At 62.2% G+C, this 24,356-nt stretch carries 29 protein-coding genes; 15 read left to right on the forward strand and 14 right to left on the reverse strand.

Going from position 1 to position 24,356, the window contains the following annotated elements:
* The first annotated feature begins 59 nt into the window (after positions 1 to 59).
* Positions 60 to 2,507, forward strand: a complete 2,448-nt coding sequence (locus RIF72_RS05070) for a Tex family protein (RefSeq protein ID WP_309073758.1) — start codon at positions 60 to 62, stop codon at positions 2,505 to 2,507.
* A 24-nt stretch (positions 2,508 to 2,531) separates the two neighbouring features.
* Here RIF72_RS05070 and RIF72_RS05075 read toward each other — a convergent pair whose 3' ends face one another.
* Complete coding sequence (locus RIF72_RS05075) at positions 2,532 to 3,563, reverse strand: alpha/beta hydrolase (RefSeq protein ID WP_309073759.1); 1,032 nt, start codon at positions 3,561 to 3,563, stop codon at positions 2,532 to 2,534.
* Between the two features lie 188 nt (positions 3,564 to 3,751).
* On the reverse strand, positions 3,752 to 4,666 hold the full coding sequence (locus RIF72_RS05080) for an MSMEG_6728 family protein (protein WP_309073760.1): 915 nt from the start codon (positions 4,664 to 4,666) through the stop codon (positions 3,752 to 3,754).
* A gap of 83 nt (positions 4,667 to 4,749) precedes the next feature.
* Here RIF72_RS05080 and RIF72_RS05085 point away from each other — a divergent pair, with 83 nt between their 5' ends.
* From RIF72_RS05085 to RIF72_RS05095, 3 genes are all read left to right on the forward strand, one after another.
* Positions 4,750 to 5,781 carry an adenosine deaminase gene (locus RIF72_RS05085; RefSeq protein ID WP_309073761.1) on the forward strand — a complete coding sequence of 344 codons (1,032 nt, stop codon included), beginning with the start codon at positions 4,750 to 4,752 and terminating at the stop codon, positions 5,779 to 5,781.
* Positions 5,782 to 5,927: 146 nt separating this feature from the next.
* Positions 5,928 to 6,848, forward strand: coding sequence for a glycosidase (locus RIF72_RS05090; RefSeq protein ID WP_309073762.1), 921 nt, complete (start codon positions 5,928 to 5,930; stop codon positions 6,846 to 6,848).
* Positions 6,849 to 6,938: 90 nt separating this feature from the next.
* Positions 6,939 to 7,223 (forward strand): acylphosphatase, encoded by a 285-nt coding sequence (locus RIF72_RS05095; protein WP_309073763.1) that lies wholly within the window; start codon positions 6,939 to 6,941, stop codon positions 7,221 to 7,223.
* A 6-nt stretch (positions 7,224 to 7,229) separates the two neighbouring features.
* Here RIF72_RS05095 and RIF72_RS05100 read toward each other — a convergent pair whose 3' ends face one another.
* The 4 genes from RIF72_RS05100 to RIF72_RS05115 are packed head-to-tail and all read right to left on the reverse strand — an operon-like array spanning position 7,230 to position 9,646.
* Positions 7,230 to 7,622, reverse strand: a complete 393-nt coding sequence (locus RIF72_RS05100; protein WP_309073764.1) for a type II toxin-antitoxin system VapC family toxin — start codon at positions 7,620 to 7,622, stop codon at positions 7,230 to 7,232.
* On the reverse strand, positions 7,619 to 7,885 hold the full coding sequence (locus RIF72_RS05105) for a type II toxin-antitoxin system prevent-host-death family antitoxin (protein WP_309073765.1): 267 nt from the start codon (positions 7,883 to 7,885) through the stop codon (positions 7,619 to 7,621). The genes RIF72_RS05100 and RIF72_RS05105 overlap by 4 nt, the downstream gene beginning before the upstream one ends.
* 56 nt (positions 7,886 to 7,941) lie before the next feature.
* The gene (locus RIF72_RS05110) at positions 7,942 to 8,835 is read right to left on the reverse strand and encodes a ribokinase (RefSeq protein WP_309073766.1); all 894 of its coding nucleotides are present in this window, start codon (positions 8,833 to 8,835) and stop codon (positions 7,942 to 7,944) included.
* A gap of 37 nt (positions 8,836 to 8,872) precedes the next feature.
* Positions 8,873 to 9,646, reverse strand: a complete 774-nt coding sequence (locus tag RIF72_RS05115; RefSeq protein ID WP_309073767.1) for a GntR family transcriptional regulator — start codon at positions 9,644 to 9,646, stop codon at positions 8,873 to 8,875.
* 134 nt (positions 9,647 to 9,780) lie between these two features.
* On the opposite strand from RIF72_RS05115, the gene RIF72_RS05120 reads away from it, so the two are divergent.
* Both RIF72_RS05120 and RIF72_RS05125 read left to right on the forward strand, forming a co-directional pair.
* The gene (locus RIF72_RS05120; RefSeq protein WP_309073768.1) at positions 9,781 to 11,241 is read left to right on the forward strand and encodes an MFS transporter; all 1,461 of its coding nucleotides are present in this window, start codon (positions 9,781 to 9,783) and stop codon (positions 11,239 to 11,241) included.
* A gap of 98 nt (positions 11,242 to 11,339) precedes the next feature.
* The gene (locus RIF72_RS05125; protein ID WP_309073769.1) at positions 11,340 to 12,332 is read left to right on the forward strand and encodes a nucleoside hydrolase; all 993 of its coding nucleotides are present in this window, start codon (positions 11,340 to 11,342) and stop codon (positions 12,330 to 12,332) included.
* An 86-nt stretch (positions 12,333 to 12,418) separates the two neighbouring features.
* On the opposite strand, the gene RIF72_RS05130 is transcribed toward RIF72_RS05125, so the two are convergent.
* From RIF72_RS05130 to RIF72_RS05140, 3 genes are all read right to left on the reverse strand, one after another.
* Positions 12,419 to 13,171, reverse strand: coding sequence for a metalloregulator ArsR/SmtB family transcription factor (locus RIF72_RS05130; RefSeq protein ID WP_309073770.1), 753 nt, complete (start codon positions 13,169 to 13,171; stop codon positions 12,419 to 12,421).
* Positions 13,172 to 13,342: 171 nt separating this feature from the next.
* Positions 13,343 to 13,837 carry a DinB family protein gene (locus tag RIF72_RS05135; protein WP_309073771.1) on the reverse strand — a complete coding sequence of 165 codons (495 nt, stop codon included), beginning with the start codon at positions 13,835 to 13,837 and terminating at the stop codon, positions 13,343 to 13,345.
* Positions 13,834 to 14,358, reverse strand: coding sequence for a VOC family protein (locus RIF72_RS05140; protein WP_309073772.1), 525 nt, complete (start codon positions 14,356 to 14,358; stop codon positions 13,834 to 13,836). The genes RIF72_RS05135 and RIF72_RS05140 overlap by 4 nt, the downstream gene beginning before the upstream one ends.
* Positions 14,359 to 14,406: 48 nt before the next feature.
* Here RIF72_RS05140 and RIF72_RS05145 point away from each other — a divergent pair, with 48 nt between their 5' ends.
* Both RIF72_RS05145 and RIF72_RS05150 read left to right on the forward strand, forming a co-directional pair.
* Complete coding sequence (locus RIF72_RS05145) at positions 14,407 to 14,898, forward strand: hypothetical protein (RefSeq protein ID WP_309073773.1); 492 nt, start codon at positions 14,407 to 14,409, stop codon at positions 14,896 to 14,898.
* Between the two features lie 55 nt (positions 14,899 to 14,953).
* Positions 14,954 to 15,643, forward strand: a complete 690-nt coding sequence (locus tag RIF72_RS05150) for a hypothetical protein (protein WP_309073774.1) — start codon at positions 14,954 to 14,956, stop codon at positions 15,641 to 15,643.
* A 34-nt stretch (positions 15,644 to 15,677) separates the two neighbouring features.
* Here RIF72_RS05150 and RIF72_RS05155 read toward each other — a convergent pair whose 3' ends face one another.
* Positions 15,678 to 16,178, reverse strand: a complete 501-nt coding sequence (locus RIF72_RS05155) for a GNAT family N-acetyltransferase (protein WP_309073775.1) — start codon at positions 16,176 to 16,178, stop codon at positions 15,678 to 15,680.
* A gap of 149 nt (positions 16,179 to 16,327) precedes the next feature.
* Positions 16,328 to 16,765, reverse strand: a complete 438-nt coding sequence (locus RIF72_RS05160) for a hypothetical protein (RefSeq protein WP_309073776.1) — start codon at positions 16,763 to 16,765, stop codon at positions 16,328 to 16,330.
* A 267-nt stretch (positions 16,766 to 17,032) separates the two neighbouring features.
* Here RIF72_RS05160 and RIF72_RS05165 point away from each other — a divergent pair, with 267 nt between their 5' ends.
* Positions 17,033 to 17,770: a GAF and ANTAR domain-containing protein gene (locus tag RIF72_RS05165; RefSeq protein ID WP_309073777.1), complete on the forward strand. Its 738-nt coding sequence runs from the start codon at positions 17,033 to 17,035 to the stop codon at positions 17,768 to 17,770.
* A gap of 57 nt (positions 17,771 to 17,827) precedes the next feature.
* Entirely contained in the window at positions 17,828 to 19,192 is a 1,365-nt protein-coding gene (locus tag RIF72_RS05170; protein WP_309073778.1) for an MFS transporter, read from the forward strand.
* A 58-nt stretch (positions 19,193 to 19,250) separates the two neighbouring features.
* Here RIF72_RS05170 and RIF72_RS05175 read toward each other — a convergent pair whose 3' ends face one another.
* On the reverse strand, positions 19,251 to 19,463 hold the full coding sequence (locus tag RIF72_RS05175) for a hypothetical protein (RefSeq protein ID WP_309073779.1): 213 nt from the start codon (positions 19,461 to 19,463) through the stop codon (positions 19,251 to 19,253).
* Positions 19,464 to 19,643: 180 nt separating this feature from the next.
* Here RIF72_RS05175 and RIF72_RS05180 point away from each other — a divergent pair, with 180 nt between their 5' ends.
* Genes RIF72_RS05180 through RIF72_RS05190 form a run of 3 tightly spaced genes read left to right on the forward strand, consistent with a single transcriptional unit; the run spans position 19,644 to position 22,142 of the window.
* Positions 19,644 to 20,639 (forward strand): NADP-dependent oxidoreductase, encoded by a 996-nt coding sequence (locus tag RIF72_RS05180; RefSeq protein ID WP_309073780.1) that lies wholly within the window; start codon positions 19,644 to 19,646, stop codon positions 20,637 to 20,639.
* A 33-nt stretch (positions 20,640 to 20,672) separates the two neighbouring features.
* Positions 20,673 to 21,527, forward strand: coding sequence for an alpha/beta hydrolase (locus tag RIF72_RS05185; RefSeq protein WP_309073781.1), 855 nt, complete (start codon positions 20,673 to 20,675; stop codon positions 21,525 to 21,527).
* Positions 21,528 to 21,539: 12 nt separating this feature from the next.
* Complete coding sequence (locus tag RIF72_RS05190; RefSeq protein WP_309073782.1) at positions 21,540 to 22,142, forward strand: helix-turn-helix domain-containing protein; 603 nt, start codon at positions 21,540 to 21,542, stop codon at positions 22,140 to 22,142.
* Positions 22,143 to 22,172: 30 nt separating this feature from the next.
* Here the strand turns inward: RIF72_RS05190 and RIF72_RS05195 are convergent, their stop codons facing one another.
* A complete protein-coding gene (locus RIF72_RS05195) occupies positions 22,173 to 23,360 on the reverse strand; it encodes a TerC family protein (RefSeq protein ID WP_309073783.1) in 1,188 nt (395 codons plus the stop codon).
* 254 nt (positions 23,361 to 23,614) lie between these two features.
* Here RIF72_RS05195 and RIF72_RS05200 point away from each other — a divergent pair, with 254 nt between their 5' ends.
* Both RIF72_RS05200 and RIF72_RS05205 read left to right on the forward strand, forming a co-directional pair.
* Entirely contained in the window at positions 23,615 to 23,812 is a 198-nt protein-coding gene (locus RIF72_RS05200; protein WP_309073784.1) for a hypothetical protein, read from the forward strand.
* Positions 23,809 to 24,114 carry a transcriptional regulator gene (locus RIF72_RS05205; RefSeq protein ID WP_309073785.1) on the forward strand — a complete coding sequence of 102 codons (306 nt, stop codon included), beginning with the start codon at positions 23,809 to 23,811 and terminating at the stop codon, positions 24,112 to 24,114. The genes RIF72_RS05200 and RIF72_RS05205 overlap by 4 nt, the downstream gene beginning before the upstream one ends.
* A gap of 52 nt (positions 24,115 to 24,166) precedes the next feature.
* Here the strand turns inward: RIF72_RS05205 and RIF72_RS20075 are convergent, their stop codons facing one another.
* Positions 24,167 to 24,349: a PLDc N-terminal domain-containing protein gene (locus RIF72_RS20075; protein WP_375164198.1), complete on the reverse strand. Its 183-nt coding sequence runs from the start codon at positions 24,347 to 24,349 to the stop codon at positions 24,167 to 24,169.
* Positions 24,350 to 24,356 lie beyond the last annotated feature (7 nt).

Raw genomic sequence — 24,356 nt, forward strand, 5'->3', positions numbered from 1 at the left:
TGGATAGGTCCTAGCGATACCTGCCTTCGGAAACTGTCGGCCAGGTGAGGCAAACTGTCATGGTGACTTCAAATCTCCAACACCAGTCAGCTGACTCCGCCATCCACGCCCTGATCGCCCAAGAGCTCGGTGTTAAGACCTGGCAAGTCAAAGCCGCGGTGGAACTGCTCGACGCCGGATCCACCGTCCCCTTCATCGCCCGCTACCGTAAGGAAGTCACCGGGACGCTCGATGACACCCAACTCCGCGACCTCGAGGAACGCCTCAGATACCTGCGTGAGCTGGAAGAACGACGAAAGTCCGTCCTGGAAGCGATCGCCGCCCAAGGCAAGCTGACCCCGGAACTGGAAGCCGCCGTCGTCGGGGCCGATACCAAGGCGCGGCTGGAAGACATTTACCTCCCGTTCAAATCCAAGCGCCGCACCAAGGCCCAGATCGCGCGCGAAGCCGGGCTGGAACCACTGGCCGACCTCCTGCTGGCCAACCCTCAATTGGACCCCGCTACCGAAGCCGCAAAGTACTTGAACGCCGAGCACTCCATCGACGACGCCGCCACAGCGCTCGCGGGAGCCCGCGCGATCCTGGTGGAGCGCGTCGGGCAGGATGCTGACCTCGCGGAGGACCTCCGTGAACGCCTCTGGAAGCAGGGGCGCATGGTGTCGCGCGTCAAGAAAGGCATGGAAGCTGATGGCCAGAAATTCAAGGACTACTTTGACTTCACTCAGGTGCCGTCCGGTATGCCGTCGCACCGTGTTCTTGCCCTGTTGCGTGGCGAGAAGGACGGTGTCCTTGAGCTGGATCTCGCCGAAGCAGATCCAGCTGACGACGACGCCCTTGCCGCCGCCCGCGGCCGCTACGAGAACGCTGTGGCCAAGTGCCTTGGGGTCGCCAATCAAGGGCGGCCCGCGGATGGCTGGCTGATGCAAACCGCTCAGCTGGCCTGGCGGGGACGCATCCTGGACCGGCTGACCACGGACCTTCGCGGACGCATGTTCGCCGACGCAGAAGATGAAGCGGTTCGCGTGTTCGCCGCCAATCTGCGCGATGTGTTGCTTGCCGCGCCTGCCGGCAACCGGGCCACGCTTGGCCTCGATCCCGGACTCCGGACCGGTGTGAAAGTGGCCGTCGTGGACGGTACCGGCAAGGTTGTCACCACGGACACCATCTATCCGCACGCGCCCGCGAAAAAGTGGGACGAGGCGTTGGCCACGCTCGGACGGCTCGCCAAGCAGTACAACGTGGAGCTGGTGGCGATCGGCAACGGTACGGCTTCCCGCGAAACGGACAAGCTGGCCACGGAACTCATCAAATCCCTCGAAGCTACAGGTTCCAAGGGAATCCAAAAATTGGTGGTGTCCGAGGCCGGGGCTTCGGTGTACTCAGCCTCCGCCCTCGCGGCTTCCGAACTCCCGGGCATGGACGTCTCGCTTCGGGGTGCTGTTTCCATCGCCCGCCGGCTTCAGGACCCCTTGGCTGAGTTGGTCAAGATCGAACCCAAGTCCATCGGCGTGGGGCAGTACCAGCACGATGTCACCGCCGCCAAGCTCGACCGCTCGCTGGATGCGGTGGTGGAAGACTGCGTGAACGCCGTGGGCGTGGACGTGAACACAGCATCGCCCGCCTTGCTTAGCCGCGTGGCCGGCGTCGGGCCGCTGCTGAGCGAGAACATTGTGGCCTACCGGAACGAGAATGGGCCGTTCGCCAAGCGCAGCGACCTCAAGAAGGTGCCCCGGCTGGGTGCCAAGGCGTTTGAGCAATGCGCGGGGTTCCTCCGGATCACCGGAGGAGCGGAGCCATTGGATGCCTCCAGTGTGCACCCGGAGGCATATTCCGTGGCTCGGAAGATCCTCGTAGCAGCCGGTGGCGGTCCTGCCACGGCGCTGGATCCGCAGGCATTCGTCGATGGCACGTTCGGTCTCCCCACCGTCAAGGACATCATGTCTGAACTGGAGAAGCCCGGCCGCGACCCCCGTCCCGCGTTCCAAGCGGCGTCCTTCTCTGAAGGCATCGAGAAGATCTCCGACCTCAAGCCCGGCATGATCCTGGAAGGCACTGTCACCAACGTGGCGGCTTTCGGCGCCTTCGTTGACGTCGGCGTGCACCAGGACGGGTTGGTCCACGTCTCGGCACTGTCCAACAAATTCGTCTCGGATCCACGGGAGATCGTGAAGTCCGGCCAGGTGGTACGGGTCAAAGTGCTGGAGGCCGATCCCGAGCGCAAGCGCATCTCGTTGACCTTGAGGCTCGACGACGAACCCGGCACTGCTGGTGGGCGCACCTCGGGTGGACGTGCTTCAGGCGGGCAGGGCGCCGGCGAACGTGGTGGTGGTCAGCGCGGCGGCCAGCCAGGGCAGCGTTCCGGCCAGCCGGGCCAGGGTTCCCAACGGCAGGGGCAGGGAGATCGCCGTCAGGGCGGCGCGCGCCAAGGCAAGCCTCAGCAGGCTCCGGCCGCTCCCGCAAACACAGCCATGGCTGAGGCGCTGCGCAGGGCTGGGCTGGGTAAGTAGCTCCAAGCCAGGACCAGGTGCGGCCTACAAACCTGCGGTCCTGGCTACCCATGCCTCCGCATTCGACGGTTGCAAAGCCATGGGTAACCATCGTCCGATGCGTTCGAACGCCTGGCGCCTGACGGGTTCCGGCGAGAGGAAGATGTCGTGGAACGCGTTCGGCAGCCGGCTCACCGTGACGGTGTCCGCCAGGGACAACGCACGGTGGGCCACGGCGTCGACGTTGAGTGCCACGTCAGCGGTGAGCGCGTCTGCGGACCACTTGGGTTGAAGATAGCTCTTGTCCGAGAGCAGCACGAGGACGGGAACTTCGATGCCCAAACCGGCAGCGACGGTCGCCTGGCCACGGAACACGGCGTCGAGGAAGGCCGGAGTGATAGGGAATCCGCGGTCAGGCCGCCACTCGAGGTTGTAGTCCCATTCGCCGTCAAGGGTGGCTGATACGGCTCGGGTGTAGATGCCCGGATCTACTGGCGGCAGCGGCGTCAAGGGATGAAGACGGGCGTGGAGCCCCACCAAGGGTGCGATCGCCCGCCTTCCGAGTTCGGTCGCCTGGAATTCCAGCCAAGGGCTGTTGAGAATCACGGCCGATGCGATGCCGGGATGGCGGGCGGCCCACAGGCTGAGAGTGAGCCCACCGGTGGAGTGGCCCAACAGGATGAGCGGCCGGTCCCGCCCAAGTGTGCCAGAGCGGCCCATGGCTGACAGCGCTGCTTCGATGTCGGCGTCGTAGTCCGCGAGGTTCGTGACAAGGCCCGGCACCATTCCCGGGCTTAGGCTGCGCCCATAGTTATGCAGGTCCAGGGCGTAGAAGCGAGCGCCGGCCCGATGCCAGAACTCGGCTACATGCTTTTGGAAGAAGTAATCGGACCAGCCATGGACATACAGGACATCGGCGTCGATTCCAGTGTCGTCCGGAGATGCGCCGGAGACCGCGAGCCACTCCGGGTCGACGCCGAGGTACCGCACCAAGGTGGCTACAGCACCGCCGTCGAGATTTAGCGTTTGTTGCTCGAAACCTTCGCCAAGAATGTCTGGAGTCCACGGTTGCGTCATGAGTCTCTTTCCTTCTGCCACGGCCAGCGGCCCGCAATTTCCAGCTCAACCATGGCCCTCCCTCACTGGGTGCGTGCCTCCACCGTCTCACAGAGCAATCGCCGCATGCAGCAAACAACGACGGCGGCAGCCGGGTTCCGTTCAGAAGAACCTGGCTGCCGCCGTCGAGGCGTTGCTGAAAGGTGCCGCTACAGCGCCGGCGCCGGGACCGGGAAGAAGACCCGGGGATCCTGAAGGAGCGCGGGGTAATCGAAGTCGGTGCGCTTGATCACGTTGGTGACCTCGAAGTTGCGCGCAAACCGGCCGTCAACGGTGATGGGTCGGCCCTGGATCAGGCCAACAGCGAAGATTTGGCCGCCTTCAAAGGGCACGGCCAGCTCGGTCTTGCCGGGCAGGGTGTTGAACGCTTGTTCCTGGGCCTGACGCTTTCGTGTGGGCTTCTTCTCAAGCTGTTTGACGGGCCGCTTCTTGGGGCCCTTAACCTGGCGGCGGGACTTTTCCTCGGCGTACACGAATTGGTACTCGTCCGGGTCTGACGGGGCGGCGGCGCGGGCCTTGCCGTGCGGCGGCATGGCAACCGTGGTGAGTTGCTCCGGACGGAGGTCCTCCACGTTGGCGCGCAGGATCAACAGGCGATCCTCTTCCGGGTCCTCCGGGTGGAACTCGTGCTTGGGTTCCGGCCACACGTACTCGAGCTTTTCCTCGGTGCCGGGGAAGATCTGGGAGTAGTGCTTGGGATCCTTGGAAATCAGCTTGGAGCGGTGGCTGAGGTGCAGGTCCTCGTGTCCGAGCCACGGCGGCATGATGATCCTGGAGGCGTAATCCGGGTGTGCCGCCTGCGGGGCGAACTCCGTGATGTTGGTGCGGGTGTTGTCCGGGTGGCCGCGCGCAATCCACTCATCGGCCATGGCCAGGCCGTACATGGTGAGCGCGGGGACGTGGCCCATCCACATGCGCACGGCGGGGTGGGACTGCCAACCGTACTCCGGGATCACCAACGCGCGGAGAACCTGGAGGGCTTCGACGCGCTGTTTGCCGAGCCTTGAAGTGTCGAGCGCCGCGGCACTCTCACGGAAATCGGCGAAGGGGAGGAAAGTCTGCATCCTTTCAGTTTGAGGGTGCCGGGCGTGAGAACCAAGTTGAGTGCTCCGGGACACGTCCCGGTGTTGGGGCCTAGAGTTGTCAGGTGGAAACTTTTGGCGAGAAAACTACGACCACGGCGCCTCCGGTTGCCGAACTGCACCTGCACATCGAAGGGACTCTCCAGCCAGAGCTGATCTTTGCTTTGGCCGAACGAAACGGCATCGAACTGCCGTACGAAGACATCGGGGAACTCCGGGAAAAGTACGAGTTCACGGACCTGCAGTCTTTCCTGGACCTCTACTACTCCAATATGGCCGTCCTGCAGACCGAGCAGGATTTCACCGACATGACGCGCGCCTACCTGAAGCGGGCCGCTGCCGGGCGAGTGCGCCACGCGGAAATCATGATGGACCCCCAGGCCCACACCTCCCGAGGCGTGGCCCTGGAAACCTGCGTCAACGGTGTAGCCAACGCCCTGGCCACCTCTGAGGAAGACTTCGGCGTCTCCACGCTCCTCATCGCCGCGTTCCTGCGGGACATGTCCGAAGATTCGGCGCTTGAGGTCCTGGACCAGCTCCTGGCAATGCATGCTCCGATCGCCGGCATCGGGTTGGACTCCGCTGAGGTGGGCAATCCGCCGTCGAAATTTGAGCGCCTGTACCAGCGTGCCGGCGAGGCCGGCTTACGGAGGATCGCGCACGCGGGCGAGGAAGGACCGGCTTCCTACATCACCGAGGCGCTGGATGTACTTCACGTGGAGCGGATCGACCACGGCATCCGCTGCATGGAAGACACGGATGTAGTGCAGCGGCTCGTCGCTGAACAGGTTCCCCTGACTGTCTGTCCGCTGTCCAATGTCCGGCTCCGCGCGGTGGATAAGCTGGCTGACCACCCCTTGCCGGAGATGTTGGCGATTGGCCTGAACGTTTGCGTGAATTCGGACGACCCCGCTTACTTTGGTGGCTACGTGGACGACAACTTCGAGCAACTGGCCAAGGTCCTGGAGTTCTCGGTTCCGGAGCAGGCCACCCTGGCTGCCAACTCCATCCGGTCCTCCTTCGCCAGTGACGCCCGCAAAGCGGTGCTGTTGGACGAGGTCACGGAGTGGGTCAAGGCATCCGTAACACCCGCCTAAAAGCACGGCAGCCGAGACCCGTAGATCACTTGTGGCGTCTGTGATGTCACACTCAGTCACGACACACGGTGTTTACCTTCTGCAGTCGCGGGAATTAACAATTCATTGGCAAACTTTGAGGGAGTATCCACCGTTGAAGGAGAAGCATGGGCGCGAACACCGCCGAGAACACCAACCTTCGTCTGAAGGCCGTACTGGACATCCTCGCTGAGAGTGTATGGTCCGGGGCAACGTTGAACGCCGGCGAGGTGCTGGCCGAAGCGATCGTCCGAGTGCCTTTCAATGACCACGAGGCTGAACTTCTCAGTGGCGGCATCCCTCGCGGCCACAAGACCCTGACGTCGGCCTCGGCAAAGCTGGTCAAGGCTGGCTGGCTGGTCAAGGGCCGCTCGGGTTGGACCATTCCGGAGGACGGCCTGCGTGCGACGGTCGCTTTCCCGGACGCGGCAGCATTTGGAGCAGCGCTCGACGCCGGAACGCCGGTACCGGCCGACGTCGCCGTTCCGACGGCCCCGCCTGTGAAGCCCCAAGCCAAGAAGACAGCCGCAACCAAGCGGACCGCTGCGAAGAAGGCCACCGAGCCCAAAGTCGCAGCCGCTGATGTAGCTGAGCCGAAGGTCGCTGCCGCCAAGGTCTCGGCGCCGAAAGCCAAAGCTGCAACAGCCAAGGCTTCCGCGGCCAAAGCTGGCCCCGCTGCCCCCGCCGCGAAGAAGTCCACCCGCAAGGCGCCGGCGAAAGCAGCAGCAGCCTCCGCCGTCGAGACCATTCCGCAGCCTGACGCCGTGGCGATCGCCGGGGACTTCAACAAGATCCTTGGAGCGCCCGAGGATTGGGCGCCGCAGTACGACGAAGCCCAGATGGAGTTCAACCCGCTCGTCCAGGTGTGGACGCTGACGGCTGAATTGCCCGCCGGCTTTTACACCTACAAGATCGCGCTGAACCGTTCGTGGGATGAGAACTACGGTGCGTTCGGCGCCCGGGATGGTGCGAACCATGAGTTGAACCACGACGGCGGCTCTGTCACCATCACGTACAGCCACGCGACCCGGGACATTGTGATCGGGTAGCTGTTGCTACTGGACACTGCCCTTGTTCGACCCAGATCGCCTTCGACGGTGAGTGGGACGAACGAGGGCAGGTCTCGTTAAGGTGGTTCCATGACTGACGAAACCGTTCGCCTAACAGCCCGCATCACCGGAGTGGTCCAAGGGGTCGGGTTCCGTTATTGGACTGCCCGTAAAGCTGATGAGCTGCTGTTGAAGGGAACGGTGCGGAATGACCACGACGGCTCGGTGTTGTTGGTCGCTGAAGGATCTGTATCCGATATTGAGCAACTCGTGAAGTGGCTCCACTCCACTCGGGTACCTGGGCGCGTAGAGAACGTTGACTTCGAAGTTTCCGAAGCCTCCGGGGAGTTCGACGACTTCCGCATTGTGGGCTAGACGTTGCTAGGACCCGGGCGATGCCGTGATGAGTCCTGATTCGGTAGCGGCGAGGAGGAGCTCTTGGTCGTACGCGACCAGCCTGTCGGTCTGCAGTCGAATGGCTGTTGCCAGATGAATAGCATCCGCGCTCCGCAACTGTCGCGGGAGTGCCGCTGCGTACATGAGGTCTGAACGGGTTACGTCAACCAAATTGATTCCGGCCAAAACTGCATTGACGACGTCGAACGGCATGTCCCTCCGACGAGCCGCACAGTGCAGTTCCGTGTAGAGCAGCATGGAGGCCACGAGATGCGCTCCTGAGGCTGCCATCTCCACCAAATAGGCAGCAGCGGCGGCTGACTCCTGTTCGTTAACCACCAACTTCATGACCGCAGAAGTGTCAACGCAAACGATCACCTGTCGCCGCGCAGATCGGCCAGGATTTCGGCTGTCGTCATGTTGCTGCTGATCCTAGGCAAGATTGTGAAGTCCACAGGTGTCTCACTTGCCGGCCGGACGCTACCTGCTTGGAGTAGACGCTCAAAGGGCGAAGCCGACGGTGGGATGAGGGTTGCCGCCACCTCGCCGTTGTTGGTGACGTCGATGACTTCCCCATTTTTGACGCGTTCCAGAATCTTGCTGCTCTGATTACGCAGTTCCCGGTGCGGAATAGTTGTCATGATCAGCCTCCGTAGCAATCGTAGCACGCTCTTTTAGGGGCAGACCTTCCGCTGCCTCAGGCCTGATTGATAGCAGGGCGCGTCGCCTCAATGTAGTGCTCCAGTGGCTTCAGCGCAGGCTGCGAGGAGCTATCCCTGACAGCGTCGGCACCAACGGCGTTGGCTACAGCGAGCGCATGCGCGTACTCAAGCCCGGACTGGAGCGCCAAGACCAGCGCGGCACAGAAAGCATCCCCGGCGCCGATGGTGTTGGCGATATCTGTGACTCGCACTGCCGGAGCTTCGGCCACCCTTTCGCCGTCGACGAAGATCGCCGAACCGTCTCCGCCGTAGGTTACTGCCACCAAGGGAGCATCGCGGAGGGCCGGGATCAGTTGGTACTCCGTCTCGTTCACGATCACCAGGTCGCAGCGCTTCAAGAGCTCGGGAATGATCGGTGCTGCAGGGGCGGCGTTCAGGACAAAGAAACCCTTGGCTCGGCGTGCGGCTTCCAGCACAACTTCCTGGTCCACTTCGAGCTGGCACAGGACGGCCTCATCGTCAGCGAACGTAACACCCTCAAGGCTCACCGAAGCGTTGGCGCCGGGGCACACCACAATCTGGTTCTCGCCCGCACCGTCTACCAGTACCAGGGCAGTTCCTGTGGCGGAGTCCGCGCGGGAAACGTCCTGGACGTCGACGCCGGCGGCCGCCATCGCGCTGAGAAGGCTGGCGCCGGCGTCGTCCTGGCCTATGGCCCCCACCATGCGGGAGTGTCCGGCCAGCCGGGCCGCAGCAACAGCCTGGTTGGCGCCCTTCCCTCCGGGTTGTTGGCGAAGAACGCCTCCGCCAACGGTTTCACCGGGCGAGGGGAGGCGGTTGGCTGTCGCCGTGATGTCGAGGTTAATGCTGCCCACTACCGTGAGCGTGGGGGCCAATTTGGGCGCAGGGGACTGCAGGGACGTGCTCATGGAAGAACCCTTTCGGGATATTGGCGGAGGGGAGATTTCAGGAGGACTGGATGACGGAGAGGTGCCCGGCTTTGGCGGCCACCAGGCATTTGGCGAGATAGAACGGAGAACCATTCCGGCGGACGTATTGGGTGAGGACCAGCACGGGATCGGAGGGGCGGAGGCCCAGCAACTTCGCGCGGCTGGGGCCGGCGGTGCTCAGGCTGATCTGGCATTCGCCGGGGCCAAGGGGCGCGCCGGGGAGCCCGCTGAGGACCTCCAGGAGCGTTGATGCGGAAAGCGTGGGAGCTTCTGCAGCTTCGGCCAGGGCCTCGGCTTCGGGGATTCCTTGGGCAACGTTCTCTTGGAGATGCGCCAGGGGCTCACCGTTCCGGATCAGCACGCTTTCCCAGAACCATACGTCCTCGTCAGGCTGGACGCCGATGCCTGGTGCCACGAATTCCGATGCCGGTTGCTTGATTGCGGCTACCCGTTTGACCTGGATGTCTTGGTCGGTCCCGCCAAGAAGCTGATCGAACGGTCGAATGTGTTCAATCCCGATGCGGGGGAGTGAATCGGCAACAAACCGGCCAACTCCGCGTCGTGCCCGGGTGAGGCCGTCTTCTTCCAGCAACATCAGCGCTTCCCGGATCACGGTGCGACTGACGTCCATCATGCTGCCCAGCTCGGTTTCCGTGGGGAGCAGGGAACCTGGCGGCAGGATTTTGGTCCGGATCGCTTCGGCGATGCGGGAGTAGGCCGCTACGCGCAAAGGCTGCCCGGGCTGGGCGGCGATGGGTCGTGACAGGAACTGGACGGCGTTGTCGGTCAAGGGTGCCTCACTTGAGATGGGTTACGGATACTGTACCGGATGACTGTGATAGGTTGCACAAGCTCGTAATACATGCTTGTATAACAACTCACATCTCGTGGCGCCGCCCGCGCCCTCGGACAAAGGAGTTTGATGTGAACATCCCCACCGCCACAGGCCAGCAGACGGTAGACCCGCAGGCCCCAGCTTCAGTGGACAGCACTGCCGCCGCCTCACCCGCTGATGCCGGTCGCTTCCACGGCAAAGCCGCAGCACTGCTGATCACCACGCTGGTCCTGGCCGTGCTGGCCTTCCAGCTCAACGCCAGCATGATCACCCCGGCACTGCCACACATCGGCTCCTTCTTCGGTGAAACGCCCGAAGCAGTGGCCCAAGTCCAGTCGATGTTCTTCCTTGCCTGCGCCATCGCCGGACCCGTGATCGGCCGCTGGAGCGATTTCATCGGACGCCGTAATGCATTGCTCCTGGTGCTGGCCATCATGGGTGCGGGAACCGTGCTGTGCATTTTCGCTCCCACCCTGCCGCTGCTGGTCACCGGACGCTTCATGCAAGGTGTTTCAAGCGCCATCTTTGCGCTCTCCTACATCGTCCTGAACGAATACCTGCCTGCCAGACTCTTCGGAACATCCATCGGCATCATCGCTGCCATCAACGGAGGGGTTGGCGGCGTGGATGGCTACTTCGGCGGGCTTATGGCTGAGACCCTTGGCTTCCAGTCGATCTTTGTCGCCGTCCTGGTACTGGCCGCAATCGCCGTCGTGTGTGTCATCAAAGTGGTCCCGGGCGGCAAGTCAGCCGTTGCTCCAGGCCGGATGGACTGGTGGGGCGCGGGCTCGCTGTCCGTGTTCCTGGTGTTCATCACCTACTTCGTGTCCACGGGCTCGTCGGCGGGCTGGACTTCACCTGCGGCCCTCGGCCTGCTTGCCGGCAGCATCGCGTCCTTCACGGCCTTCTGGCTTATCGAGAAGAAGCGCGAAACCCCTCTTGTGGCCGTTCACCACCTCCGTTCACGGCAGGTATGGCCCGTGATCGCCACCACCGTGCTGACCCTCGCGGGAATCTTCGCCATCATCAACTTCACTGTGGTGTTGCTGAGCCAGGACAAGGAAAACGGCTTCGGACTGTCCGCTTCGGTCGCAGCCCTGCTGTTCCTCACGCCCGCAGCACTCATTGGTGTGTTCGCCGCTCCCCTCGCTGGCTGGATTGCCGACCGTCGCGGCTGGATCAAGACTGTCCGCGTTGGCACTGCAACCAGCCTCGCCTGCGCAATCGTCGCGGCGCTTTTCGCGCACAACCAGGTAGCAGTCCTCATCGCCATCGCCGCTTTGGGCATCTTCTACAACGGCTTCTTCCTTACCGCCATCAACGGCCTGTCCGTGCTGCTCTCGCCCAAGGAAGCACCGGCTGCGCTGCCGGGTATCAACGGTGCGTCCTTCGGCATCGGGGCGAGCCTCGGCGTCGTGGTCGTTGCACCGTTCGCAGGCCAGGGCACCGCAGCCGGATACTCGGCGGCCCTCTGGATTTCGGTGTCCATCACGGCGCTTGCCTTCATCGTCAGCCTGTTCATCGCGGCCCCCAAAGGCGAAAAGATCTAACGCGCGACGCCGGCACGCGGCTGCGCGCGCAAACTCGCCCCAGCTTCAGCCCACTCCGCAAAACAAGTAGTCCGCTTCACCTGAAACGAGAGACCACCATGACCCAGCCCGCACCCTTCTTCCTCGACTGCGATACAGGCATCGACGACGCCCTCGCCCTGGCTTACCTCCTCGCCTCCCCGCGGGCCAACCTCGTGGGCATTGGCACCGTGAGCGGCAACGTCAGTGCGGCAGGCGGGGCACGGAATACCCTGGACCTGCTGAACTTGGCAGGCCATCCGGACATTCCCGTGGCTATCGGCGCCCACGATCCGCAGGTTGGCACTTTTCACGGCGGCGCTCCGCACGTCCACGGTGATAACGGCATCGGCGGGGTAGATCTGGTGCCGTCGGACCGTGAGCCCGTCAAGGCCACGGCCGCGGAGCTGCTGGTTCAATTGGCACACAAATATGCGGGGGAGCTTCGCCTTGTGGCCATTGGCCCGTTGACCAACATCGCCGAAGCCCTGCGCCTGGAACCGAAACTGCCCCAGCTGATCGCCGAGGTCACCATCATGGGCGGCGCAGCGCTGGCCCCGGGAAACATCACGCCAGTTGCCGAGGCCAACATCGCCAACGATCCCGAGGCCGCCGCGGAAGTCCTGGCCGCCGGCTGGAACGTGGCGCTGGTGCCGTTGGATGTCACCATGACCAACGTCCTGGAGGAAAACCACCGCCAGGAACTGCTCGCCACCGAGCACCCGGTGTCGCAGGCACTGGGCGAAATGCTTGGCTACTACTTCGGCTTCTACATCGACATTTTCGGTCGGGCTTGTTCTGCGATGCACGATCCCCTCGCCGCGGCCATCGCCGTCAGGGGAGTGGAAGTCACGCTCGCGCCGACCGTCCGGGTCCAAGTGGACACCACCGAAGGGCCCAGTCGCGGCCAGACGGTCTGCGATCTCCGTGGCCAGTACGCGGGATTCCCGGCGCAGCGCGGCGCACGTTGCCGGGTGGTGCTGGAAATCGGCGAGGACTTCGCGCCACACCTGCTGGGTACCATGCAGGCGGCCTGGCTTACTGAGGCACAAGCGGTGGCACCGGTCGCCTGACTGGCGGAAGACTGAGGTATCGACGACGACGGCGACCCAAGCGGTCCGCCGTCGTCGTCCTCTTTTAAGCCGTAGTCCTCTAGTGGCTACGCGTACATGAGCGAGCCGGGCGTGGTGAGGGTTTCACCGGTTTCCAGCCAGGTCTTGAGGCCCGAGAGGATCATGGGCCAGCCGCCGTACAGTTGGTCGTTCGCACCTTCGCGGAGCTGATCGTGTGTGACGGTGAGGTGGCAGGAATCGCCGACGGGCTCAATTTCCCAAGTGACCCGCGACGTTCCCTCGGCCTTCACATCTTCGCCCCAGAGAGCGCGCATGGTTTGGACGAGGCGGCGTGGAGGATCCACCTCGATGTTCTCGCCCTCACCGAGGGGCGCGTCCGCCTTGACGTTGTGCATCTCGAAGCGGCTGCCCGGAGTCCAATCCGACGTGAAGGTGTTTCCGAACTGGTATTTGCTGCGGATCTCGCTGTTGGTTATGGCTTCCCAGAGCCGCTCCGGGGTGGTCTTGATGTAAATTTCGAAGATCTTTTCCATGGGACTTTCCAATCTGGATTTGAGGTCGCTGAGGGCAGCGGCCCATGGTTCTGCGTATTTACTCACCCAGCGATCGTGGATGAGGCGGATGGGAACAGGATTCAGGAAATGCAGCTTTTCGCGCCCCCGACGGCGGGTAACCACCAATCCTGCATCCTCCAACAACTTGAGGTGCTTGGCGATGCCGAAACGGGTCATCTCGAACCGGGCCCCCAAGGCGGTGGCAGATTGACCATCCTCGCGGAACAGCTCATCCAGCAGTTCCCTGCGGGTCGGGTCTGCCAAGGCCTTGAACACTACGTCCATGGGCCCAGAATAGGTGACCAATTGGTCACGTGTCAATGGATTTTCTGCGAGGGCCTCTATGTTCTTTGGGGTGTGTGGTGGTGGATCTCGGGGACCGCTGACGCAGCAGCGCATCGGCGCGGGGCGAACGTGCCCGCCTTGCCAATATCTGCCCGATTGCTCCGCGAGCCGTTACTGGGTGATCTGCTCACGCAGGATATCGGCATGACCGCAGTGTTGTGCGAGCTCGCGGAGCATGTGCAGGTAGACCCATCTGAGGGGTAGAGGACCGCGTCGGTTGCCTAGAACCAGGTCATCGAGTCCAAGGGGAGCGGCCGCACGTCGGGAAGCTTCGCATGCCTCTCGATGCGCCGCCTGAATGGTGGCAACAGTGTCTTGGTCGTCCAGAATGAACGACTCGTCAGGCGTGGCAGGGATGCCAATCTCGCTCCGTGGCCGGGAGGTGATGGCTTCGTCGAACCACACCTTTTCCACAAAGGTCACGTGCTTCACCAATCCCAGAAGTGTTGTGCGGGAAGGCACCAGGGAGCGGCGTGCTTGTTCCTCCGTGAGTCCATCCAAGCACTCGTTGAGGGTTCTGCGATGCTCGTCCAGGAAGGCATCGAACTGCGTCCGGTCATCGAGCTGGATGGCATCTTCAGCCATGGTCGGCGGCGTGGCACTCATCCGAAAACCACCGTGCCGTCGTCGTTGATGCCCCAACCGGGGTTGTGTGCGATTTCCCAGACAATACCGTTCGGGTCTTTCACATGACCATGGAAGATGCCACCGAAAGCGCCGGAGTGGGCCGGTTTCACTACAGTCGCCCCGGCGGCCACCAAGGCGTCGATGGTGCTGGACACCTCCGCCGGGCTGTCGACGTTGTGTGAAAGCGTCACACCGCTGACTCCTGATGTAGGAGCAGTGCCACCGAGGTCCTGATCAAATTTCTCGGCGTCAAACAGGCCGAGCATCATTCCCGGCGCAACCTGAAAGAAAAGGATCTCGCCGGGAACATCCATGGCCGGATCCCAGCCGAGCCCGTCCTTGTAGAAGGCGCGCGCGGCGTCGAGGTCCTTTGTGGCGAACGTGAGGAAATGCAGTCGCTGGTCCATACGGGAATCGTAGCGGGAAGGTACGACGGCGGTTCCCGCCTGCCATTGCGGCGCAGGCCCGCTGAGGTGCTTCCACAACGATCCGGTGGTCATTCGTGGGAATCAGGAACCCCGATCGTCCGGCACGGCAACAATGGGTGCATGAGTTCCTCTGCACGCCTGACCCGGCGCCGGCTTCCACGCGCCGCCCTGCTGCTATCAGCCGCGATGTTGGCGACTTTGGCTTCCGCTGGTTGCGGTGCCTCGGTGGGCGGGGCACCGCCTTGCTTGCCGCCGGAACATACCGTCAGTCCTTCCTCGGTGAAACCGGGTGATTCAGTCACTGTTTCTGCAGCGGAGGCCAAGTGCGATCCCCGATACGGTGACGACGCTCGGATCAGTATTGTGCTCATTGATGCGGCTGGGGTGGAAGTACTCAACACGACAGCACCCATGGCCGACGCCGGCGGGTTCACCTTCACGGCGGAAGTCCCTTTGAACTCCGCCCCAGGCGTCATGGCTGTGAATGCCATGCCCCAAGGCGTCGATTGGTGTGACGACACAGGCAAGAACAACAGGGTAAGCCAGGGCGAGTTCCCACTCGAGAGGGCATCCTGCGTCCTTCCCACGAAGCCCCTCAACATCACCAAGTAGGCCGACTTGCCGGGTCCTGTTGAGGCTCGGTCAAAGCTGGTGGGAGACTGGAGCAGTGGAACCCCTCTTCGACTTCCTTGGCAGCTATTGGTGGCTCATTTTCCCTATCGGCGGGATGGCTGGTGGCTGGGCAAGGTCGTGGTCCAAGGCCAGCGAGGAGCGACACCGGCGCAAAGTTGAGTTGCTGAAATTACGGAACCAACTGGCGGTCCATGAGGAAGCCAATCAAGCCGAGGTGGTCTCGTTGATGGCCGCACATGATTCGGTGAACCATCGGTGGCTGGAGTACGAGCTCGACGTAGGCAACCTCATCGATTTCCCGCTCATGACGGACGTCCGCGAACCCCTTACGGTCGCGTTCCTACGAGCCAAAAAGGAAGCCGACGGCTTACGCCCCGCTGCACCCGAAGACATTTCGACGCCGGCGCGGTTGGCTGAGTACCGGGCAGCTGTCCATAGCTTCGAACTCGCTTTCGACGTTGCCGAACGGGAAGCCCGGCGCATCAAGGACGGCAACTTCAGTGGCCCGGAACGGCAGCGATTGGCTACGGCAAGGAAGCTGCTCCGCATTGCAGAAGACACCGCAGCCACCCCAGCCGAACGTCAAACGGCGTACAAACGTGCCCGCAAAGAACTCGATGGCCTGATCGTCCTGCCGGAGGCAACGGTCGCCGCGCTCGAGAGCAAGATCATCAGCATGCTGGACACCCGCAAAGACCCCGACACGGACGTCCGGTTCGCTTGAGGCTCTGGTGTTGCTTCCGGCCCCTCTTTGAACCCTAACCAAACTCGACACCCATCACCGTCAGCACCAACGCCCTGCCTAGATCGTCCTCGAGCTGCCGCATTCCCAGCCGCTCGGCCACGCGACGAGAGGCTACGTTGTCCGGGTGGATAATCGCCACCAAGCGACCAACTTTGAGAACATCCCGCGCGAGTTCCAGGCACGCCAAGGCCGCCTCCGTTGCATAACCCCGTCCCTGAAGATCCTTGCGAACGTGGTAGCCGACTTCGAGTTCGGACCGCCCGTTGACTTGTTGCCACGTCAGCCCGCAGTCGCCGACGAACCCGCCGTCGTGCGTTTCCACAATCCACAACCCAAAACCGTAGCGAGCGTAATTCGCCTGGTTCCACTCGATCCAAGCCGCTGCTTCGTCCCTAGTTTTGGGCGCCGGGTAGTACATCATCACTGCGGGATCGCCGAGCATCGAGCTCATCTCGCCGAGGTCAGCGTGCGTCATCTCGCGAAACCGGAGGCGGGCTGTCGGGCGGGGGAGCATCCTCGAAGCCTAGTAGCAGGAGGGCTGTGCCTCCACCACCTTCTTTGAAATCGGCAGGGCCCTAAAACAACCATAATCGGCTGAATTAGAGCCCCGAGGAATCCAAAGTGGGTGGTGACGGCCCGCCTCCTCTTGACCCGAGCCTCCTATTAGCCGCGGCCCATGCTTGTCGACGGGTCGCCGCCACCTTCTGAAGGGTCGGCGCGTAGGTCATCAGGGTCGCCGCTGGGCAGACCGGCCGAGCCTGACACGTCGCCTGAGCCGGCAGAAACGTCAGCGTCCGTTTCGCCGTCCTGGTGAGTTCCGCCGTCGGCGTCACGCACGTCGGCGTCCCGCGCCCCGGTTTCATGCGCGCCGGCGTTGCGGTGCGGCGCGTCACCTGTCGCGGTGTGGCTCCGCTGAGTGTTATCCGGAGAGAGGTCCTCATCCATGGCGTTGGAGCCTTCGCTGATGGAGGAGTGGACTTGGACGTCGTCGTCTTTGTCGCCTGGCTCGGGGACATGCCCGTCGTCGACGGGGTCGGAGGTGCCTGCCAGATCTTCCATCGCGTTTTCGGTGGCCTTGCGGATGCTGTCTTCTACGCCCATCAGAACGACTCCTTTGCACGAATGGTCCGAATCCGGATCTCGGATTGCATTAGTAAGCCTACTTACTTCCGCGAGCATACGAAACCCTTCCCTAGGTTGACAAACGCCACTTCGCCACTCATGTATCCGCAGGTCAAGCGCACTCGGGCCGCACTTTGTACCGGTGATCGTTGGACGATAAGGTATTGCCAGACCGTTTTGCAGAGGGCGGCAATATTCGCTCCTTTGCTGTCTGCTGGGGACGCATTTCAGTCAGTAGGAACGTGCATGGTCAACCCCCGCCCTGAGCAGGAAGCTCTCCAGAATGGATACTTTTTGGATCTAGTCCTGGGCAGCGAAGATGTCGAGGCTTTTCTCGGCGATCTCGCGGCTTTCTCCGCCGAAAGCCTCTCGCACCCGGAAGCACCCGTCTTTTGTGGCATCACTGTATTGCGTCGCAAAAAGTCGGCTACCGCAGCCAGCAGCGACGACCGCGCCAGAGCGATGGATGAGCTCCAAAACGACTTTGATGGCCCTTGCCTCACGGCCATGGACAAGCTCACCGCTGTAATGGTGCCGGATCTTCTTCGGGAGCACCGCTGGCCGGAGTATGTACAGGCTGCCTCACAGTCAGGCCTGCGGTCCATCCTCAGCGTCCCACTCTTGGTGGAAGGCGATACCCGTGCTGCGTTGAACCTTTACTCGGAGCAGCCGGATGCCTTCAGCGGTAACGACACTGAGCGGGCTGAAGTTTTCGCGTCCCACGCCTCGAAGTCGTTGCGGCTCGCCCTGAAGATTGCACAGCTCAGTGACGCCCGGAACGATCTCGCAGCGGCCATGCAGTCGCGCACGGTGATCGACCTTGCCGTAGGGGCAATCATGGCGCAGAACCATTGCAGCCAGGACGAGGCCTTCACCATCCTCCGCACCGCGTCCAGCAACCGCAACATCAAGCTGCGGCATTTGGCGAAGTCGATCATCTCGGCGGTTTCGTCGGGGAAGATCACCACGCACTTCGAGGAGTAAGTCCGCCCACCGAACCTGTCTCGTGACCCGAAGCAACCATGGAGCAGACTTATACGGGTGACCGCCAAAAAACCCCGCCCCGGCCTTGCGATCGCCGCCCTGAGTCTCGGGACGGCGCTGAACCCGTTGAACTCGTCCATGATCGCTGTGGCGCTGGTGGTTCTGCGGGAACATTTCGAGCTCGACGTCGCCACCGTCACTTGGGTGATCACTTCGTTCTACCTCGCGTCCGCCGCGGGCCAGCCGCTCATGGGCCGGCTCGCCGACCGTTTCGGTCCGCGCCGCCTGTTCATGTTCGGCATGGCGTTGGTGGCGGTCACGTGCGCCATCGCACCGTTCCTGCCCAACTTCGCCTTGGTCTGTGTGGCCCGCGCGCTCATGGCTGTGGGGACCGCGACGGCGTACCCGTCCGCCGTCGTGATGGTCACCGAGTTGAGCCGGCTGACCAACCTGCCGTCCACGCGGCCGTTGGGCCAGATTCAGATGGCGAACACATCGGCCGCGGCTGTGGGCCCCGTGGTGGGTGGTCTCCTGGTTAGCCTGGTGGGGTGGCAGGCGCTGTTCGCGATCAATGTGCCCATCGCTTTGTTGGCGATGATCGCGGTGTACAAGGCGGCGCCGGTGGATTCCGGGCGCGAGACCGGCAAGCTCGGGCAACTGATCCGCGATTCCGACATCCCCGGCATCCTCGCGTTCGTCACCTCACTGATGCTTGCCATGATGGCGCTGCTCAACGTCATGCCCGGCTACCGCTGGTACCTGCTGGGCGCCGCCACGGTGATCGGCGCGCTGTTCGCTTGGCGCGAGCTGCGTTTCAAACCGCCGTTCCTGGACCTGCGCTTGCTGGGCCGGAACCGTCCGTTGCTATTGGTGTACCTGCTGTTCGTCGTCTTCAGCGGGGTCTACTACTTTGCGTTCTTCGGGCTTCCGCAGTTGCTGCAGGAGGCAGGGAATTACGACGCCGGTGTGGTGGGCCTGCTGATGCTGCCCCTTGCGGCGTTGTCGGTTGTGGTGACGCCACTGACCGTGCGGTTCATTGAGCGGTTCGGCGTGCGTTCCGTAATGATCACCGGGGTGTTGATCCTGACCATTTCGGCCGGCACGCTCGGGTTCCTCACCATGACCCTGTGGGCGCCGCTGGTGTTCGTGCTGACCGCATTGATGGGCGTACCGTATGGCGTGGTGAGCACCGCCTCCAACCAGGGCCTCTACGTTTCTGCCCGCCCCGAAGAGAGGGGAGTGGCCGCCGGGATCTTCCAGACGTGCCGCTACCTCGGAGCCATCACCGCCACTGTGTTGATCGGCGTGCTCTATAGCCCGGGTGTGAATCAGGCGAACTGGGGGATCATGGTGCTGGTGATGCTTGGCCTCAGTGCTGTGGTGCTGGTGCTTGCCGTAATGTGGCGGAAGCCCGCGGCATAATGCCCCGAGCTTACTCGCCGGTGTAGCTTACTCGCACGTGTAGCTCATGCGCCGGTCCCTATGCGCCGGTGTGCTGCGCGCAGTGCTCGCAGCAGAACATGCCGCGTTCGTTTTCCACGCCGTGACCCAGAATGCGACAGCCGCAGTGTCCGCAGTTGGGGGCCATTGCGTGGATGGCGCATTCAAAGCTGTCGTAGGTGCCGGTTCGCTCGCCTTGAGTGATGGTGAACGTCTTGTCGTAATCGTTGCCACATGTATCGCAGGTTGCCATGGTGGAGCTCCATTTCGAAGAGGCGGACCCGGCTCCCGCTGGAGGTGGGAGCCGGGATGTTCTTAAGCTAAGCATGCTTACTATTCCTCATCAAGATGCTGTCGAAACTGACCCCTTGATAAAATTACTGAGTAAACTCATAATTGAGTATAGTCATTAATCGACCATGGGAGAGATTCAGTGAAGGCCTTCGTCCTCACGCAGTACAAGAAACCGCTACAGCAGATCGATGTGCCTGAGCCTGAGCTCGGAGACCGCGACGTGCTGGTGGACGTGAAAGCTGCCGGCCTGAACCAGCTGGACGAGAAGATCAGACTGGGAGAGTTCAAGCAGATCCTCCCTTACAAGCTGCCGCAGGTTCTTGGTCACGATGTCGCAGGCGTGGTCCTGCAGGTCGGGGCGAAGGTTCGGTCCTTCAAGCCCGGCGACGAAGTATTCGCCCGCCCCGGAAATGACGGCATCGGGACGTTCGCTGAGCGCATCGCCGTAGCCGAGGAAGACCTGGCCATCAAACCGGCAACCATCAGCATGGACGAGGCCGGCTCACTTCCTCTGGTCGCGTTGACCGCCTGGCAGGCGTTGGTTGAGCGGGGCTCGGTACGCCCGGGCCAGAAGGTGCTCATCCACGCGGGCGCCGGGGGAGTTGGCTCCATCGCTATCCAGCTCGCCAAGTACCTCGGCGCCACGGTCGCTACCACGGTCAGCGCCGGAAACAAGGACTTTGCCCGGGATCTCGGCGCGGATGTGGTGATCGACTACCGGACCGAGGACTTCGCGGAGAGCCTTCACGACTACGACCTCGTCCTGGACAGCCTCGGCGGCGAGAACCTCGAGCGCTCGCTGACAGTCCTGAAGCCCGGCGGAAAAGTAATCGGAATCGCCGGGCCGCCGGACGCCGCCTTCGCTCGCCAGTTGGGTGCGAATGCGCTGTTGCGGGGTGTCATGACACTGTTCAGTTCGGGTGTGCGACGCAAAGCCAAGCGCCTCGGTGTCACCTATGAGTTCCTCTTCATGCAGGCCAGCGGCAAGCAGCTGAGGGAGATTGCGGGACTCATCGACGCCGGAGACATCAAGCCGGTAGTGGGACGAGTAGTTCCGTTCGATCAGACCTCCGAGGTCCTGGCAGCACTTGAAAAGGGCGGTGTCCGAGGCAAGACCGTGGTCAGTCATCTCTAGCCAAAACCATTCGAAGCGATAGGAACCAAAACCATGAGCAGTGAACAGCAACACCAGAGCAGTTACTTCCAAGTGCCCGCGAAAACAGTGACGGCTAACGGCGTCAGCTACGCGTACCGCGAATTGGGGCCCAAGGGCGGTGTCCCGGTGGTTTTCCTCATTCACCTTGCGGGGACCATGGACAACTGGGATCCGCGCATCATCGATCCCATCGCGGAGAAACATCACGTGATCACGTTCAGCAACCATGGTGTGGGCGCGTCCACGGGAAGTGTTCCCGACAGTATCGAAAGCATGGCCGATGATGCTGTGAGCTTCATCAAGGCCCTCGGGTATCAGAAGGTGGATCTCTTCGGCTTTTCACTCGGCGGCATGATCGCCCAGTCGCTGGTGGTCAAGCACCCCACTCTGGTCCGCAAACTTGTGCTCGCCGGTACGGGGCCTGCCGGTGGAGAAGGCATCCAGAAAATCATCGGCACCACGTACTACGACGTGCTCCGGGGTACCTTGACCCGGCAGGATCCTAAGGAGTTCCTGTTCTTCAACCGCAATGCCGCCGGCAAATCTGCGGCGAGGGCGTTCATTCAGCGGCTGAAAGAGCGCACCACTAATCGCGAGACGCCCATCAAGCTCCAGGCGTTCCAGACGCAACTGAAGGCCATCCGCAGGTGGGGACTGTCGCCGTCGGCCGATCTGGGTGTCATCACCCAGCCGACGCTGATCGCTAACGGTGACAACGACCGCATGGTGCCCTCGGTTCTTTCGAGCGACATGCACCGGAGGATTCCGGGTAGCGAGCTGGTTATCTATCCTGACTCAGGGCACGGTGGCATCTTCCAGTTCCATGACAAGTTCGTCCCTGTAGCCCTCGAATTCCTGGGCCGCTGATACGGTAGCTGAATGCAGCCTGCGCCCCAGACGCTTGGCCGACGTGAGCGGAATAAGCAGGAAAAGCTTGACCGCATCACCGCGGCCGCGCGAGAACTTTTCACCCAGTACGGAGTAGACGAGGTCACCACCCAGCAGGTGGCTGAGAAGGCCGACGTCGGATCGGGAACCTTGTTCTTGTACGCCAAGACCAAGGCGGAGCTACTTCTCCTGGTTCACAACGTGAAATACGCTCAAGCCCTCGACGCGGGCATCGATGCCGCCTCGACGGAAAAATCGGTGCTCGACGCCGTGATGGCCATCATTCGCCCCATCATTGAGTGCAACCGCGTTCAGATCGAGAACGGCCGCACTTACCTGAGGGAAATCGTCTTCGGCGATCCTTCAGAGCCCCACCATGCAGAGGCGTTGTCGCTCACCATCCGTACTGAAGCCGCCATTGCCGAGATTTTTTCCCGGGATGAGCAGTTGCTTGCCCGTGATCAGGAGAAACTGGCCCGGATCGTGTCGTCAATCATGTTCATCAGCATGACGTCATCAGCCAACATCGGACACACGGACGCCCAGGTTGGCGACGAGATCCGGGATCAGATCAACGTGCTCCTGGGCGCCTAGCTTGTAAGGGGTTCTGCTCTTTAGTGGGTCTTAGCGGTTGAGGAAATCCTCGTGCTGGCGGTGTGCTTCGGCCACCTGCTCGCGGATCGTCTCCACGTCCTTGGCCTTGTTCCGGTACTTCAGCGGCATCTGCATGATCTGGGCTTCCTCAGCGGTCAACGCGCGGTAGATGCGCTCGCGCTCGTTGGCGTCAGCTGTGTAGTCGAGGTCCAGATATTCGACGGCGTGGCGGCGGGCGTTGTTGATGGCCGTCTGGGCCTTGCCTGCAGGGCTGAGGAGCGAGAGCACCACCGTGATGATCAGCGTACCGATGATGACACTCAGCGAGAGGCCGGTGCTGATTTCGATGACGCTGACGTGCTCGCCGTCGTTGATGAACGGCAGGTTGTTCTCGTGCAGGGCGTGCAGGATCAGCTTGACGCCGATGAAGGCGAGGATTGCCGCCAGGCCGTAGGAGAGGTAGATGAGGCGATCGAGCAGGCCGTCGATGAGGAAGTAGAGCTGGCGCAGGCCCATCAGCGAGAACGCGGTAGCCGTGAAGACGATGAAGACGTTCTGTGTGAGGCCGAAGATCGCCGGGATGGAGTCGAGGGCGAAGAGGATGTCCGTGCCGCCGATGGCCACCATCACCAGGAGCATGGGGGTGAGGGCTCGTTTGCCGTTGACCACGGTGAAGAGCTTGTCGCCGTCGTACTTGTCGGTGGTGTGGAAGAGCTTCTTGGCGAGGCGGATCATGAAGTTATTGGCTTGATCGTCGCCGTGGCCGTCGGGCTTGAGCAGGTTTCCTGCCGTCAGCAGCAGGATCAGGCCGAAGATGTAGAACACCCAGGCGAACGAGTTGATCAGCGCTGCGCCCAGGAATATGAAGCCGGTTCGGGCGATCAGGGAGAACACGATGCCGAAAAGCAGGACCTTCTGCTGATCCTCACGCGGTACCCGGAAGCTCGCCATGATGATCAGGAATACGAACAGGTTGTCTACTGAGAGGGCTTTCTCCGTAATGTAGCCGGCGAAGTATTCGGACCCCATTTGGCCGCCGCCGAAGATCAGCACCAGGATGCCGAAGACCACAGCCAAGCCCACGTAGATGGAGGACCAGATGGCCGCTTCCCTCAGGGTGGGGACGTGGGCCTTCCGGATGTGGAAGAAGTAGTCGAAGGCGAGCAACGCCAGAATGACGACGATGGTGATGCCCCAAATGAGGGGAGAGACAGTCATGTGATCCTGCTTTCGTGAGGCGGGGCGTGGTACTCACCGAGGGTCAGAAGTTCTTCACTCAAATTTACCGGCTTCGTTGGGGCGGGTGATAACTGGGATGAAATGCTTCCGGTTGCTGTCACTTTCACGAGCTTGGCAATCATGGGTTCCTGCTGATGATCGGGATGCACATTCTGACCCACGTGGGATACGGCGCGGCCCTTCTAGCCTGTTCAGTGGGCGCCTGGGGTGCGATCACTGCGTGCATCTGGCCCATGTTCCAAAGGTCAACGAAAGCCGGCTTCACCAAACGCTTCCTAACGTCCCTCATCGCCTACTTCGCTCTGTACGTTGTAGCGCTTGTTGGCGGTGCGTACTTCTTCCCGCACGGTAACCTCTGGTTTTATATCCCGGCAGCTATTGCCCTGGCGGCCATCGGACTTGCCGCTGCCTTCCGTGAGCTGCGCGCATGAGCACGCCCGCAGAACACCCGAGGCACAAGCTCAACGAGCTCATCCACTCGCCGGTCCGCTTCTCCATCATGGCGGCCCTCTCGAAGGCGGAGTCGCTGGACTTCAAGGACCTGCGAGACGCCATACAGGTGAGCGACTCCGTGTTGAGTAAGCAGCTCTCAATTTTGGAAAAGGCCGAGTTCGTAAAGATCAAAAAGAGCTTCGCCGGCAAGATGCCCCGGACGTCGGCTAGCCTGACGGCTGCCGGGCGGGACGTATGGGCGGCGCACTTGCAGACGCTGCGGGAGATTGCTGGCGGTTAGGCGCGCTCGTTGTATCGGTGAGGCAAGCGCGACGCCGGGACTCGTGTTGGGGTCAAAGTGTCTTCCGCAACCTAGCGCTATTCCCGAAGTTGGCCAGACGCGGTTTCGCGTAGAGCCACGCGAGGAGTCCGAGGAACGGGAGTACAAAAAACAGGACCATCCAGAGTGCTCGGGTGGTTTGGTCGAGACGAACCTCGCTGAGCACATCAAAGACTGCCCAGATGATCGATCCCATAGCGAAA

Origin of the sequence: Paenarthrobacter sp. (genome assembly GCF_031180005.1) — a bacterium.
GTDB lineage: Bacteria > Actinomycetota > Actinomycetes > Actinomycetales > Micrococcaceae > Arthrobacter.